The sequence below is a fragment of the Rubrivivax gelatinosus genome (genome assembly GCF_004340905.1).
In the GTDB taxonomy this organism is placed as follows: Bacteria; Pseudomonadota; Gammaproteobacteria; order Burkholderiales; family Burkholderiaceae_C; genus Rubrivivax; species Rubrivivax gelatinosus.
The window spans coordinates 171,834-185,881 of record NZ_SLXD01000006.1; the positions used below are offsets into that span (position 1 = coordinate 171,834).

The window sequence follows — 14,048 nt, forward strand, 5'->3', positions numbered from 1 at the left end:
AGCGCCGCCGAATCAACAAGGGTCCACCATGATGCGAAGCGAGACTGCTCTTCCCCTGTCTGCCACGGCCCGCGACCAGGCCCGCAGGACGCGCCGCCCCCTGCGCCCGGCCGCGCTGGCCGCCGCGTTGTCGCTGGTCTGCACGCTCGGCGCGGCCTGGGCGCAGGGGCCGGCCTCGAAGGCCGAGCTGCCCGCGGTGCAGCGTGCGGTGCACGTCTGCGCGTCCTGCCACGGCGACTTCGGCCGCAGCACGCACAAGGCCTACCCGGCGCTGGCCGGCCAGACGCGCGACTACATGATCCGGCAGATGAAGGACTTCCGCGACCAGGCGCGTGCCGAGACCGACATCCAGGCCTACATGTGGGGCATCTCGGCGCTGCTGACCGACGAGCAGATCGAAGGCCTGGCCGACTACTACGCGGCGCAGACGCCGCTGCCCGGCAAGTCGCGCAACGCCAGGCTCGAGGCCGAGGGCAAGCTGATCTTCGAGCAGGGCGTCGGCGACCACACGGTGCGCGCCTGCACCAGCTGCCACGGCACGAACGCCCAGGGCGACGGCGCCGCACCGCGCCTGGCCGGGCTGCACGCCGACTACGTCTTCCGCCAGCTGCAGGCCTTCAAGACCCCGCTGCGCCGCCACGGCAACGTGATGAAGTCCGAGGCGATGGCGCTGAACGACGTGCAGATGAAGGCGCTGGCGGCCTACGTGATGTCGAAGTGACGGGACGGGGCCGGGCTTGCCGCGCTGGGCTCGCAACCAGCGCCGGCCCGGCCGATTTCCGCGCTCGATCACGTGGACGATGTAATGCCCGGGGCCCGGCAGCTCGTATCGGGCCTGCCACGCGAATGGCTCCAGCGCATCCAATTCAAATTGCAATCGATGCGCGGTGCGCAGCCGCGGATGACCCGGTGCTCAGCCCATCGGCATCGTGCCGAACCCGCTGCCGCCAGCCCGGCAGGCCGCTGTCGACGGCAGGTGTCCGCACCGATTGACTTCAAGTGGGCCTGAGATAACTTGTTGCATCCGACCCACCTCGTTCGAGCCGATCCGCGCGCGTACGACCCCTCATGGATCTTGACCACATCGAGCTGTTCGTCGTTGTCGCCGACCTCGGCAGCCTCAGCAAGGCCGCCATCCGCAGCGACCTGAGCGCGTCCGCCCTGAGCCGCAAACTGGGCGCCCTGGAGGCGCAGTGCCAAGGCGCCCTGCTCCACCGCACGGGGCGCGGTGTCAAGCTCACGGCGCTGGGTGAACATGTGCTTCCGATGGCCCGGGTGCTGCTGGCGCAGGCGAAGGCACTGAAGCACGAGATGAGCGCGTCCACCTCGGTCTGCAGCGGCACCGTTCACGTCGGCTGCGTGCCGGCCCTGGTGTCCCCGGTGCTCACCCGCGTCGTGCGCGAGGCGCGCGAACGGTTTCCCCATGTGGTGGTGCATGCGGCGGAGGGGTACCCGAACCAGATCGAGGAGTGGCTGGTCGACGGCAAGGTCGACCTCGGCTTCGTGCTGCGCAAGCCGCCTGAGAGCGTCGACAAGCCGCTGGCGGTGGCCAGGCTCTGCCTCGTCGGCCCCAGGCAGGACCGCATCACGCAGCAGGCCGAAGTCGACTTCAAGGCGCTCGACGGCCTTCCGCTGATGCAGCCGGCAGCGCCGAGCACGTTTCGCAATGCCATCGCGGAAACCGCACGGCAGGTCGGCATCAAGCTCAATGTCGTGGCCGAGGTGGACTCCGTGCACCTGATGAAGGAAATGGCCTGCGCCGGCGTCGGCTACGGACTCCTGTCGAAGACCGCGGTGCAACGGGAATTGCGCAGCGGGGAGCTGAGCGCGACGCCGATCGTCAACCCGGAGATCGTGCGCTCGATCTATCTGGGCACATCGCCCCGCAAGACGGAAAGCCGGGCGACGCGCGAACTCGCGCAACTCATCCGCCAGGTCGCCGGGCAAATGGCCGAGAGCGGCGAGTGGGGTGACGAGGAGGCTTCCAGTTAGATTGTCCTGCCGATGAACTGGCGTAACTCGTCGGCAAACAGTGCTGGCGTCTGCAGCGGCATGAAATGTCCCGACGGATGCTCCACATAGCTTGCCTGGGGCATCCGTGCGGCGATCTCCCGGCTGCGCTGCGGCGGGCGGATGGCGTCATGCGTGCAGCCGATCACACGCACAGGGCATCCGATGGCCGACAGTCGTGGCTCCAGATCGAAGCTCGCCAGCATTTCATTGACGGCGATGAACGAGTCCGGGTCGATCGCCAGCCAGCGCTGCCGGTGCAGCCGGAAGGCCTCCTGACGATCGCGCAGCGGCGCTGGATACGTGACCTCGAGCATGGCGTCGGCCACGCCGCGCATGCCATGCGCCCGCACCTTGCGCATGCGGTCCTGCATGGCGTCACGCGCGGCTTGCGGCATGCCGCCGGTGGCCGGGCTCGAGACCACCAGCCCGGCGGTGCGTTGCGGGTATCGGAGGGCGAACGCCAGGCAGACGGCCGCACCGAGCGCCGCGCCCGCCAGCACCACAGGCTGTGCAATGTCCAGGCCGTCGAGCAAGGCGGCCAGGTCCGCCTCCAGCGTGCCGAGCGTGATGTCCCGGTTCTTCTCCGACAGGCCAAAGCCGCGCTGGTCGTAACAGAGCAGGCGATGCTCGCCCTCCAGGCGTTCGACGACGGCATCCCAGCTCTCGATCGAGCCCCCCATCTCGTGCACCAGCACCACGGTCAGCGGGCCCTGGCCGGACAGCGCGTAGCGCTGGCAGATGCCGCCGGCGTCGACCCAGCCCTTATGCCGCGCGCCCATACAGTCGTGCGGGGTTCTCGACGTACACCTTGCGGCGCAGCCCCTCGTCCGGCGTCCAGCGGTCGAAGAGGTCGATCTGCCTGCCGATATCCGGCAGGTCCGGGTCCAGGGCGATGTAGGGCCAGTCGCTGCCCCAGAGCGCGCGGTCGGGCACCGTTTGCAGAAGGGCGTCGTGGAACGGCCGAACATCGTCGGCCTCGCACCAGCGCTGGCGCGTGACACGCGTCGCGACCAGCTTGACCCAGGCATCGGTATCACCCAGCAGCGACAGGAAGCTGCGAAAACTGGCGTGCCCGGCGCCCAGCGACACGTCGAACTGCCCCATGTGGTCGAAGACCAGCGGGACGCCGCAGCCCGCCAGCCAGGACGCTGCGTCGGCGATGTGCTCGCACCGGGCCCAGATCTGCGCATGCAGCCCCAGGGCACGCAGCCGCGGCGCCATGCGCTGCAAGGCATCCAGCCCGAGCGTGCCCGAGGGTTTGGGCGCGCCGAAGACGGGGCCGGTCTCGGTGAAGCGCAGCGCGCGCACACCGTCCTGCCGCATGCGGGCCAGCTCGGCATCGCTCGTTTCCTCGCGCACGACCGCGACCACCGCCAGCCGCGAACGGGCGGCACGGGCCGCGTCCAGCACGGCGCTGTTGTCGAAACCGTTGGCCGACGCATGGACCAGCACGCCGCGTGCAAAGCCCGCCGCGTCCAGCGCCGCCAGGTGCAGTTCGGCAGGCCCCAGCGGCGGCTGGTAGCGGCAGTCGGCGGCCAGCGGATAACGGTCGAAGGGGCCGAAGACGTGGGCATGGGTGTCCCAGGCGCCGGCGGGCAGCGGGCGCGCCGGTGAGGACACCCCGCGAAGCGCCGGTTTCGGGGTTTCAGGGCTGCTCATGGCACTCCTCGATGAATTCGCGCAGCAGCGGGGCGAACAGTTCGGGTGTCTGCACGGCGACGAAGTGGCCGGAGTCGACCTCGACGAAGCGGCCGCCCGCGATGCGCGCGGCGAGTTCGGCGCACTCCCGCGCCGGCTTCAGGCCGTCCCGGGTGCAGCCCACGATCAGGGCCGGGCAACGGATCCGGCCGTGCAGCCCCGTCAGGTCGACCGTGCCGAATGCGCGTGTCAGCGCAGCGAAGCTCCGGGGATCGTTGGCGAGGTAGCGGTTGCGGTACTGCTCGAAGCGCTGCCGGTCGGTGCGCAACTCGGGCGGATACGAGCGCTGGAGGCTGGTGTCCGCGACGGCCCGCATGCCCTGCGACTCCACCAGGGTGGCCCGCTGCGCCAGCGAAGCCAGTGCCGCGCCGGGCAGCGGGCCGGTGACCGGGCTGCTGGCCACCACGCTGGCGACACGATCCGGATGCGCGGCAGCGCAGGCCAGCGCGATGCTGCCGCCGATGGCCGTGCCCACGAGGTGGCAGGGGCCGTCGACGTCCAGCGCGTCCAGCAGGCCCACCAGGTCGCGCACCATGCCTTCCAGCGTGAGTTCGCCGGTCTTCTCCGATTGGCCGAACCCGCGCTGGTCATAACGCACCGCCGGCCACGCGGCCGGCAGGCGCTGCACCACCTCGTCCCAGCTGTCGAGCGAGCCGCCCGCTTCGTGGACGAACACGACGGTGTCGCGGCCGGCGCCGCGGGTGTCGCAGCGCAAAGACACGCCTGCAGCGTCGACCCACTTCATGGCGTCTGCGCAGCGTCGGCGGCGTCGTCGGGAATGATGGGCAGCAGCAGGTGGGAGGGATGCCGGGCGTCGCGGTAGATCTTGTGCAAGGTGGTCCGGCTGCTGCAGACGTGGAAGGGGATGTACTCGACGTTCGTGTTGCCGCCCACGCCGGTCGGAAGATCGAGCGACGTGATCTCCAGGCAGATCCGGTGGCCGCGGCGGAACAGGTTCGCGGTGGACATCATCTCGATCGTGTACTCGTGGACTTCACCGGGCCGTACCTCCTGCTGCGCTTCGCGCGTCAAGCGGTGCCAGGGCTTCCAGGGCCTGGACCTCTCGGGGTCCAGGGCCCGGTGCGACGCCTTCAGCCAGCCGCGGCTGACCTCGCGCTCGGGCAGCTGCAGGCTCACGCTGCTCTCGCCGGGGCGCGCACTCTGGATCGACTCGTCCGGCCCGACGTCCTTGAGGATCGCGATCCAGTTGGTGTCGGGCTGATCGATCTCGGCGTGCAGGACCAGGGAGGCGGGTCCGATCACCAGGGTGTCCTCGGCCAGCGGCGGCGTCAGATAGCGCAGCTTCGAGATCGTGCGGGTCTGCGTCGGCGGCATCTGGACGAACGCGTCCGGGGCGTTGCACCCATCGCGGCTTTGCGGGGCAAAGGGCTCGGTGCGCAGCCGCTCCCAGCTGTCGAGGTAGAACGCCTTCCACTGCGTTTGCGGCAGCGGCCAGTCGTCGGCCGTGCGCCAGCGGTTGGCGCCCATCACGAACACCTTCACCGGCGGCTCGTCCATGATCCCGGTGTCGATGCCTTTGAGCCAGTGGTCGTACCAGCGCAGGATCTCGTCGTGGAAACCGCGGAAGGGCCGTTCGAGCTGGGCCATGCCGGTGAACATCAGCTTCTTCGGCGAGTTCAGCCCGGCATACCAGTGCTGCGCACCCTGGAAGTGCGACTTGTAGGTCTGCGAATACCAGCCCGTGCCCAGATAGGCCGGGATGCGGATGCGCTCGAACATCTGCTCGGCCTTGCGCACGGCTTCGGGGGTGTCGAACGGCCGGATCAGCGTGTTGAACAACACGTTCGCCTTCTGGCCCTTCATGCTCAGGATGTTGTAGAGCTGGTGGTACATGACGAGGTCGGTGTTCGACATCGCCTGCCGCCACAGCGCCTCGGTCTCGTCCGGCAGTGGCGCGGGCGCGCCCAGCGTGCCGTGGCTGACCGAGCCGGCATCGATGGTCAGCGCAAAGGTGTGCAGCACGCCGCCCGGGTTGCGGTCGCGGAACTCGCGGTAGGCCGGCCCGGGGTCGTAGGGGAAGATCGCCTTCAGATGCGGCGGCTGCTGTGCCGCCGCCTGGAGCTGTGCGGCGCCGTAGGCCGAGATGCCGATCATCCCGACGTTGCCGTCGCACCAGGGCTGCACGGCGATCCACTCGATGAGATCGTAGAGATCCCAGGCGCCGCTGCCGCCGCCTTCGGACGGGCCTGCGCCGCGCAGGGTCCCGACGACATGCACGTAGCCGCGTGCGACCAGGAAGTCGGTGTCCCCCGCCTCGACCGAGCCGGCCCACAGCGAAGACCAGGCCGGCTGGGGCGGCACGGCCGCCGCGTACTCCGGCGACAGCAAGGCCTTGTTGTACGGCGCCATGGCCAGCAGCGCCGGCAGTCGGTCCTGGGTCTTGGGGCGGAAGACGTCGATGCACAGGCGAACGCCGTCGCGCATCGCGACCATCACGTCGCGCTCGGTCTCGATGCCGCTGTAGCGCGCGGCGGGCCGGTAGGCGCCGGGCGGCTCGCTCGGGCCGCCGTTCACCCATCTGGACTTCGAAACCATGTTCGCCTCTGCAGAGTTGGCCAAGGACGCCTCCCGCCTCAGTCGCTCAGCTTGATGTTGAGTGCCTTGACCAGGGCCTGGTTGTCGCCGAACTCCTGCGCCAGGTCGGCCCTCAGGGCGCTGCCGTCGCGCAGGCTGGTCTCGAAGCCGATGCTCTGCAGCTTCGTGCGGACCTCGGGGCTGGAGAGGGCTGCGCTGAAGACCTGATAGATCCTGTCGGCCAGCGGCCTGGGCATGCCGGCCGGAGCGGCCAGCGAGTAGAACGAGCCCTCGGCGAGCTTCAGGTTGCCGAAGCCGGCTTCGGCCAGCGTGGGCACGTCCGGCATCTGCGCGATGCGCGTCCTGGCCGTGGTGGCCAGCACCCGGAGCTTGCCGGAGCGGGCCCATTCGGCGAACAGCGGCGCGTTCAACAGCGTCACGTCCACCTGCCCCCCGAGCAGCCCGGTGACGATGGGCGCGCCGCCGGTGTAGGGGACCAGCACGATGTCGGTGCCGGTGTCCTTCTTGAAGCGTTCGAAGTCGAGGTGGTGGGGGACCCCGAGCATCATGGCGTAGTTGAGCTTGCCCGGCTGCGCCTTGGCCAGCGCGACCAGTTCCTTCATGTTCCTGGCCGGCACCGAGGATGCGACGGCGAAGACGTTGGGCGTGTAGGCCAGTTGCCCGATGAAGGAGAAGTCCTCGAGCGGCTTGTAGGGCATCGAGCGCAGGATCGGCACCAGCGAGAACGCGGCGTTGGCCGTGATCAGCAGGGTGTAGCCGTCTGCCGGTTGTTTGATCGTGTAGCCGAGCGCAATCGCGCCCGAGCCCCCGGCCTTGTTTTCGATGATCACGGTCTGCCGGGTCTGCCTGGCGACCGCTTCGCCGACGATGCGGGCGAGCGAGTCGATCGGGCCTCCCGCCGGCGTCGTGACGACCAGGCGCACCGGCTTGTCGGGCCAGGACTGCGCTGCGGCGGCAGTGGCCGCCAGGCAGGCCGAAGCCGCGAGCAAGAGCCGGCAGGCGGCGCGTCCGATGGCGTGGCCGTGCTGCGGTGTTCTGAACATGGTCTTGTCTCCTTGGTGTTGTCGACGCCGGGCGCGCCCGCCTGCGAGACACCGCGCAACGGCGAAGCCCGATCGGCGCCGTCGCCGGCAGCCGCAGTCTGCCGTGCTGCCGCCTGCGCGCCGGCCGTGCGTGCCCACCGGGGCGTCCCGGCCCACTGGGCTGCGAAGGCGGTGGTGGATCGCTCCTGCGTGTTCTGTCCCTGGCTGTCGGAGCGAATCGTGGCCGGGGGGCGCGCGGCTCGTGCCGCAGATCGTGCAAACCAGCCCTGCAGCTTGTGCAGACGCTGCCGGCCGGGGCCGCGCCCGGCTCTCCGTGTGCACGGGCCACGTCGCAGCCTGCAAAGCAGCTCTGCAGCTTCCACGCATGCGGACCGGCGTCGTCCGCCTACGCTGACGCGTTCATGAACTTCGGACTGGAGACGCCGTGCACGACCTGAGCCAGCTGCGGGTTTCGATCACCGGGCACGTGGCCCTGCTGACGCTGAACGCCCCGCCGGTGAATGCGCTGACGAGAATCCTGAACGATGAACTGACCGAGGCGCTGGACCGGATCTCCGAACTCGACGAGGTGCGCGCGGTGATCCTGACCGGCGACGGCAAGGTCTTCTGCGCGGGCGCCGACCTGAAGGGCCGCGCCGAGACGATCAAGGGCCCCGGCGACCTGCCCGCGCACTCGCGGCGCACACGCGAGTGTTTCCACGCCATCCGCGAGTGCGCCAAGCCGGTGATCGCCGCCGTCAACGGAGCGGCGCTGGGGTCGGGCCTGGCGATGGTCGCTTCGTCGGACATCATCGTGGCGTCCGAGAAGGCCTCGCTGGGCCTGCCGGAGGTGGATGTCGGCCTGCTGGGCGGCTGCCGCCATGCGATGCGCCTGTTCGGCCATTCCCGGCTGCGCCGCATGGCGCTCACCGGCCTGCGTGTCGACGGCGCCGAGCTCTATCGGCTGGGCGTGGCCGAGACCTGCACGACGCCGGAGAACCTGCTGGCCACGGCCTGGGAGATCGCCAACACCATCGCCGCCAAGAGCCCGGTGTCCACGCGCATGGGCAAGCACACGCTGAACGTGATCGAAGACATGAGCCTGCGCGACGGCTACCGCTACGAGCAGGACATGACGGCGCAGATCGGCAAGACCGAAGACGCGCGCGAAGCCCAGCTCGCCTTCAAGGAGAAGCGTGCGCCGGTGTTCAAGGGGCGTTGACCCCGGCACCGGGCAGCGGCGCGCCGCTCAGACGCGTTCGATGATCAGCGCGATGCCCTGCCCGACGCCGACGCACATCGTGCACAGCGCGTAGCGGCCTGCCGTGCGCTGCAGCTGGTTGACGGCCGTCGTCACCAGCCGGGCGCCGCTGGCGCCCAGCGGATGACCGAGCGCGATGGCGCCGCCGTTCGGGTTGACCCGTGCGTCGTCGTCGGCCAGGCCGAGCTCGCGCAGCACCGCCAGCCCCTGGGCGGCGAAAGCCTCGTTCAGTTCGATGACGTCGATGCGCTCCAGGCTCAGGCCGGTGAGGGCGAGCAGCTTGCGCACGGCCGGCGCCGGGCCGAAGCCCATGATGCGCGGCGCAACGCCCGCGCAGGCCATGCCCAGGACACGCGCCCGCGGCGTGAGCCCGTGGCGCCGGGCCGATGCTTCGTCGGCCAGCAGCAGCGCGCAGGCGCCGTCGTTCACGCCGGACGCGTTGCCGGCGGTCACCGTGCCGTCGGGGCGCACGACGCCCTTGAGCGCGGCCAGCGCCTCCAGCGAGGTCTCGCGCGGATGCTCGTCTGCGCAGACGACGAGCGGCGCGCCCTTTTTCTGCGGCAGCGACACGGGCACGATCTCGCTGTCGAAAAAGCCCGCGCGCTGCGCGGCGAGGGCTTTCTGCTGCGACGCCAGCGCCATCCGGTCCTGCGCCGCGCGCTCGATGCCGAACTCGGCCGCGACGTTCTCGGCCGTCTCCGGCATCGAGTCGACTCCGTGCTGCTGCTTCATCAAGTTGTTGACGAAGCGCCAGCCGATCGTCGTGTCGTGCACGGCGCTGTGGCGCGAGAACGCGCTCTGCGCCTTGGGCATCACGAACGGGGCCCGGCTCATGCTCTCGACGCCGCCGGCGATCATCAGCTGCGCCTCCCCGCTTCGTATCGCGCGCGCCGCGCTGCCCACGGCGTCCAGCCCCGAGCCGCACAGGCGGTTGACGGTGCTGCCCGGCACGCCGACCGGCAGGCCGGCGAGCAGGGCCGACATGCGTGCGACGTTGCGGTTGTCTTCGCCCGCCTGGTTGGCGCAGCCGAAGATGACGTCGTCGACGGCGGCCCAGTCGAGATGCGGATGGCGCGCCATCAGCGCCCGGATCGGGATCGCTCCCAGGTCGTCGGCGCGCACGGATGAGAGCGCACCGCCGTAGCGACCGAATGGGGTTCGCACGGCGTCGCAGATGAAGGCTTGGCGGTTCATGGAGGTCCTCGCTCGGGTTCGGCGCCACCTTAGCCAAGGGCGGTGGCTGCGCCTGCCTCACCGCCTGCAAGGCAGCTATGCACGCGGCGAGCATTGCGCCGCACGCAGGGCAGCCTTGCAGGCCACGGCGATGCCCGACGGCGGCGGCTGCCTAGAGTCGCCGGCACCGCTTCAGCGACCAGCCACCACCATGACCCTCCGCAACGGCCCTCTGTCCCACGTCAGGGTCCTGGACCTGAGCCGCATCCTCGCCGCGCCGTGGGCGGGCCAGATCCTGGCCGACCTCGGCGCCGACGTGATCAAGGTCGAGCGCCCGGGTGCCGGGGACGACACGCGTTCCTGGGGGCCGCCCTTCCTGAAGGATGCCGACGGCCGGGACACTCGCGAGGCCGGCTACTACCTGGCCGTCAACCGCGGCAAGCGCTCGATCACGCTGAGCCTGGACAAGCCCGAGGGCCAGCGCGTCGTGCGCCAGCTGGCGATGCAGGCCGACATCGTGCTGGAGAACTACAAGGCCGGAACGCTGTCGCGTTACGGCCTGGACGAGGCCTCGCTGCGCAGGCTCAACCCGCGTCTGATCTATTGCTCGGTCACCGGGTTCGGGCAGACCGGCCCGCGACGCGACCAGCCGGCCTACGACTTCCTGATCCAGGCCATGGGCGGGCTGATGAGCGTGACCGGCGAGAAGGACGGCCGCCCCGGCGGCGGCCCGCAGAAGGTGGGCGTGCCCATCGTCGACCTGATGACTGGCATGTACACCGCGGTGGCGGTGCTGGCGGCGCTGGCACGGCGCAACGAGACCGGCGTCGGCGACGCCCTGGACATCGGCATGCTCGACGTCCAGGTGGCCACGCTGGCGAACCAGGCCATGAACTACCTGGTCTCGGGCCGGGTGCCGCAGCGCAACGGCAACGCCCATCCGAACATCCAGCCGCAGGACGTCTACGCCTGCGCCGACGGCGAGGTGATCCTCGTGGTCGGCAACGACGGCCAGTTCGCCAGGCTGTGCGAGGTCTTCGGAGTCCCGTCATGGGCCGCCGACGAGCGTTTTGCCACGAATGCGCAGCGGGTGCGCAACATCACGGCGCTGTCGGCGCTGCTGCGCGAACACTTCCGCGCCTGGGAGCGCGAACGGCTGATCGCCGCACTCGACGCAGCCGGCGTGCCCTGCGGCCCGATCAACAGCGTGGCCGATGTCTTCCAGGACCCGCAGGTGCGCGCGCGCGGCATGCTGCAGCACGTGCCGCACCCCTGCGGCGTCGACGTGCCGCAGGTCATGTCGCCGATGCGCTTTGCCGCGGCCCCGCTGACGCCGCGCCCGGCGCCGCCGCTGCTGGGGCAGCACAGCGACGAGATCCTGGCGGAACTCGGCTACAGCGGCGCCGACATCGCCGCGCTGCGCGCCAGCGGGGCCGTCTGATGACCTCGCTGCCAACCGGCCACGCGGGCGCCGCGCTGGCCGCGCAGCGCGCGGTGCTGGTCATCGGTGCCGGCACGATGGGCAGCGCCATCGCCCAGGTGGCGGCCACGGCCGGGCACCGGGTCTACCTGCGCGACACGAGTGACGCTGCCCTGGACCGCGGGCGGGCGCAGATCGCGCAGGACCTGGAGCGGCGCGTGCAGCGCCAGCGGCTGGACAGCGCGCAGCGCGATGCAATCCTCGAACGGGTGACGCCGGCGCCGGCCGGCTCGGCCGTGCACGGGGTCGGGCTGGTCATCGAGGTGATCGTCGAACAGCTGGAGGCCAAGGCCGCGGTGCTGCGCGCCGTCGAGCAGGAGGTCGGCCCCGACGCCATCATCGCGACCAACACCTCGTCGCTGTCCGTGACCGCCATCGCCGGGCGGCTGGCGCGGCCGGATCGTGTCGTCGGCATGCATTTCTTCAACCCGGCCACGGTCATGCCGCTGGTCGAGGTGATCGCCGGGGCGTCGACGGCGCCCGAGGTCGTGCAGAGCACCTACGCCACCGCGCGCGCCTGGGGCAAGGTGGCGGTGACCTGCCGCAGCACGCCCGGTTTCATCGTCAACCGCGTCGCGCGCCCGTTCTACGCCGAGGCGCTGCGGCTGCTGCAGGACCAGGCGACGACGCCGGCCACGCTGGATGCGGTGATGCGCGACAGTGGGGGCTTCCGGATGGGCCCCTGCGAGCTGATGGACCTGATCGGGCACGACGTCAACTTCGCCGTCACCCGGTCGGTTTACGAAGCCTTCTTTCACGAGCCACGCTTCAGGCCCTCGCCGCTGCAGCAGGAACTGGTGGCCGCGGGCTGGCTGGGCCGCAAGAGCGGCCGCGGCTTCTTCGACTATGGCGAGGCGGCAGCGCCGCCCGCCGTGAGCGACGTCGGCGCCCGCGCGCAGCGTCCGCGCAAGGTCCGCGTCGAGGGTGCTCTCGGTCCGGCGCGCTCGCTCGTCGACCTCTTGCGAACGTGCGGCGAGGTCGAACTCGAGCTCGTCGACGGACCGGGGCTGCTGCGTGTCGACGGCCATGTCGTCGCGCTGTGCGACGGGCGCAGCGCGACGGCGCGCGCGCAGGCGCTCGGCGAGCCGGTGCTGCTGTTCGATCTGGCGCTGGACTTCAGCCGCTGCCCGCGCGTGGCGCTGGCCGCCTGCGCGCAGGCCTCGCCGGAACACGTCGACAAGGCCATCGGACTCTTCACGCTGCTGGGCAAGAAGGTCTCGCTGCTCGACGATGCGCCGGGCATGGTGGTGACGCGCACGGTGGCCATGCTGGTCAACGAAGCCGCCGAGGCCCTGCAGCACGGCATCGCGTCGGCTCAGGACATCGACGCGGCGATGCAGCACGGCGTGAACTACCCGCTCGGGCCGCTGGCCTGGGGCGCCGCGCTGGGGTTCGACCACGTGCTGAGCGTGCTGCGCCACCTCGGCGCCGCCTGCGGCGAGGACCGCTACCGGCCTTCGCTGTGCTTGCAGCGCCAGGGCGCGTGCACGCTGCCTGGCGGGATGGCGCCATGACGCGCCTGGTGCATCACGGCAGGCAGGGGCGTGTCGGCCTCGTCACGATCGACCGGCCGGAGCGCCGCAACGCGCTGAACCTGCAGGTCAAGCGGGAGATCGTCGAGTCGCTCCAGGGGCACGCAGCCGACGACGAGGTCGCGGTCATCGTGCTGGCCGGTGCCGGCGGCTGCTTCGTCGCCGGCACCGACATCGCCGAGATGGCGTCGATGTCGCCCACCGACCACCTGCGGCTGGACACCGACCGTGTCTTCCAGGCGCTGCGCCAGTCACCGAAGCCGGTGATCGCCGCGGTCGAAGGGTATGCGCTGGGCGGCGGCTGCGAACTGGCCCTGGCGTGCGACATCGTGGTCGCGGCCGAGGACGCGCAGTTCGGCCAGCCCGAGATCCGGGTGGGCATCATGCCCGGCGCCGGCGGCACGCAGCGCCTGCTCAGGGCGGCCGGGCGCCACAAGACCGCGCTGTGGACGCTGACGGGCCAGACGATCCCGGCCCGCGAGGCCTACGCGTCCAACCTCGTCAGCCAGCTCGTGCCGCCTGGCCAGGCCGTCGAACGGGCGACGCAGCTCGGCCTGCAGATCGCGCAGATGCCGCCGCTGGCCGTGCTGTCGATCCGCGAGGCGCTGCGCCTCGGTGCGGACGTGCCGCTGGACACCGCGCTGGCGCTGGAGCGGCGCCTGTTCGAGCGTTTGTTCGACACCCAGGACCAGCGCGAGGGCATGCAGGCTTTCCTCGACAAGCGCAAGCCGGCCTATCGCGGCCGCTGAGGCGCTGGTGCCGCCGCTGCGTCCTGCACGGCCTGGTGCTGCGGCAGTGGAAAGGCCGGCTCCACGCCGGCGGGCAGCGGGATCTCGTGGGCGTTCAGGGTCATCGCGACCATCGTGTAGTAGCCGACCAGCGCCGTCAGCTCGACCAGGGTCTGCGCGTCGAAACGTTGCAACGCGACGGCGTAGGTGGCGTCGGACACCGAGTTGAACCGGTTGAGCTCGGCTGCAAAACGCACGACCGCATCGTCGTCGGCGTCCAGCCCCTGCGGATGTTCACGCGCCAGCAGCGCGTCGATGACGGCGCTTTCAATGCCCGCCTTTTCGGCCTCCTGGCGGTGCGCGTACCACTCGAACGGCGACTGGCATGCCCTGCCGGTCAGCAGGATCGCCAGCTCCGACTGCCTGCGCGTCAGGCGTGTGCGATAGCGCAGCAGCTCACCGAGGGCCTGCCAGCGGTCGGCCAGCTCGGCGTTGTACAGGGCGGCGCGCAGCGGCCCCTGGATCCTGCCGCGCGGCCCCGACACGATCTGGTCGTGGACCCGGCGCTGCTCGGCGTCCATCTCG

At 70.7% G+C, this 14,048-nt stretch carries 13 protein-coding genes; 6 read left to right on the top strand and 7 right to left on the bottom strand.

Going from position 1 to position 14,048, the window contains the following annotated elements:
* Positions 1 to 28: 28 nt before the first annotated feature.
* Both EV684_RS11195 and EV684_RS11200 read left to right on the top strand, forming a co-directional pair.
* The gene (locus EV684_RS11195; protein ID WP_242478471.1) at positions 29 to 721 is read left to right on the top strand and encodes a c-type cytochrome; all 693 of its coding nucleotides are present in this window, start codon (positions 29 to 31) and stop codon (positions 719 to 721) included.
* A gap of 347 nt (positions 722 to 1,068) precedes the next feature.
* On the top strand, positions 1,069 to 1,992 hold the full coding sequence (locus EV684_RS11200) for a LysR family transcriptional regulator (RefSeq protein ID WP_132647207.1): 924 nt from the start codon (positions 1,069 to 1,071) through the stop codon (positions 1,990 to 1,992).
* Here the strand turns inward: EV684_RS11200 and EV684_RS11205 are convergent.
* From EV684_RS11205 to EV684_RS11225, 5 genes are read right to left on the bottom strand one after another with little or no spacing between them, the layout of a single operon-like run.
* Positions 1,989 to 2,792, bottom strand: coding sequence for an alpha/beta fold hydrolase (locus EV684_RS11205; RefSeq protein WP_132647209.1), 804 nt, complete (start codon positions 2,790 to 2,792; stop codon positions 1,989 to 1,991). The two genes, EV684_RS11200 and EV684_RS11205, sit on opposite strands and share 4 nt — an antisense overlap.
* Positions 2,776 to 3,672 carry an amidohydrolase family protein gene (locus EV684_RS11210; protein ID WP_132647211.1) on the bottom strand — a complete coding sequence of 299 codons (897 nt, stop codon included), beginning with the start codon at positions 3,670 to 3,672 and terminating at the stop codon, positions 2,776 to 2,778. Before EV684_RS11210 ends, EV684_RS11205 begins: the two co-directional genes overlap by 17 nt.
* Positions 3,659 to 4,456: an alpha/beta fold hydrolase gene (locus tag EV684_RS11215; protein WP_132647213.1), complete on the bottom strand. Its 798-nt coding sequence runs from the start codon at positions 4,454 to 4,456 to the stop codon at positions 3,659 to 3,661. Before EV684_RS11215 ends, EV684_RS11210 begins: the two co-directional genes overlap by 14 nt.
* The gene (locus tag EV684_RS11220; RefSeq protein WP_132647215.1) at positions 4,453 to 6,267 is read right to left on the bottom strand and encodes a CocE/NonD family hydrolase; all 1,815 of its coding nucleotides are present in this window, start codon (positions 6,265 to 6,267) and stop codon (positions 4,453 to 4,455) included. Before EV684_RS11220 ends, EV684_RS11215 begins: the two co-directional genes overlap by 4 nt.
* Before the next feature lie 38 nt (positions 6,268 to 6,305).
* Positions 6,306 to 7,310: a Bug family tripartite tricarboxylate transporter substrate binding protein gene (locus EV684_RS11225; protein WP_165908469.1), complete on the bottom strand. Its 1,005-nt coding sequence runs from the start codon at positions 7,308 to 7,310 to the stop codon at positions 6,306 to 6,308.
* Between the two features lie 424 nt (positions 7,311 to 7,734).
* Between EV684_RS11225 and EV684_RS11230 the strand changes: the two genes are divergently transcribed.
* Entirely contained in the window at positions 7,735 to 8,511 is a 777-nt protein-coding gene (locus EV684_RS11230; RefSeq protein WP_132647219.1) for an enoyl-CoA hydratase/isomerase family protein, read from the top strand.
* Positions 8,512 to 8,538: 27 nt separating this feature from the next.
* Here the strand turns inward: EV684_RS11230 and pcaF are convergent, their stop codons facing one another.
* Positions 8,539 to 9,744, bottom strand: a complete 1,206-nt coding sequence (gene pcaF, locus EV684_RS11235) for a 3-oxoadipyl-CoA thiolase (RefSeq protein ID WP_132647221.1) — start codon at positions 9,742 to 9,744, stop codon at positions 8,539 to 8,541.
* Positions 9,745 to 9,934: 190 nt separating this feature from the next.
* On the opposite strand from pcaF, the gene EV684_RS11240 reads away from it, so the two are divergent.
* Genes EV684_RS11240 through EV684_RS11250 form a run of 3 tightly spaced genes read left to right on the top strand, consistent with a single transcriptional unit; the run spans position 9,935 to position 13,484 of the window.
* Positions 9,935 to 11,164: a CaiB/BaiF CoA transferase family protein gene (locus tag EV684_RS11240; protein ID WP_132647223.1), complete on the top strand. Its 1,230-nt coding sequence runs from the start codon at positions 9,935 to 9,937 to the stop codon at positions 11,162 to 11,164.
* Positions 11,164 to 12,717, top strand: coding sequence for a 3-hydroxyacyl-CoA dehydrogenase (locus EV684_RS11245; RefSeq protein WP_132647225.1), 1,554 nt, complete (start codon positions 11,164 to 11,166; stop codon positions 12,715 to 12,717). The genes EV684_RS11240 and EV684_RS11245 overlap by 1 nt, the downstream gene beginning before the upstream one ends.
* Complete coding sequence (locus EV684_RS11250; protein ID WP_132647227.1) at positions 12,714 to 13,484, top strand: enoyl-CoA hydratase-related protein; 771 nt, start codon at positions 12,714 to 12,716, stop codon at positions 13,482 to 13,484. The genes EV684_RS11245 and EV684_RS11250 overlap by 4 nt, the downstream gene beginning before the upstream one ends.
* Here the strand turns inward: EV684_RS11250 and EV684_RS11255 are convergent.
* The gene (locus tag EV684_RS11255; protein ID WP_242478472.1) at positions 13,469 to 14,044 is read right to left on the bottom strand and encodes a carboxymuconolactone decarboxylase family protein; all 576 of its coding nucleotides are present in this window, start codon (positions 14,042 to 14,044) and stop codon (positions 13,469 to 13,471) included. The genes EV684_RS11250 and EV684_RS11255 overlap by 16 nt on opposite strands.
* Positions 14,045 to 14,048: the final 4 nt, after the last annotated feature.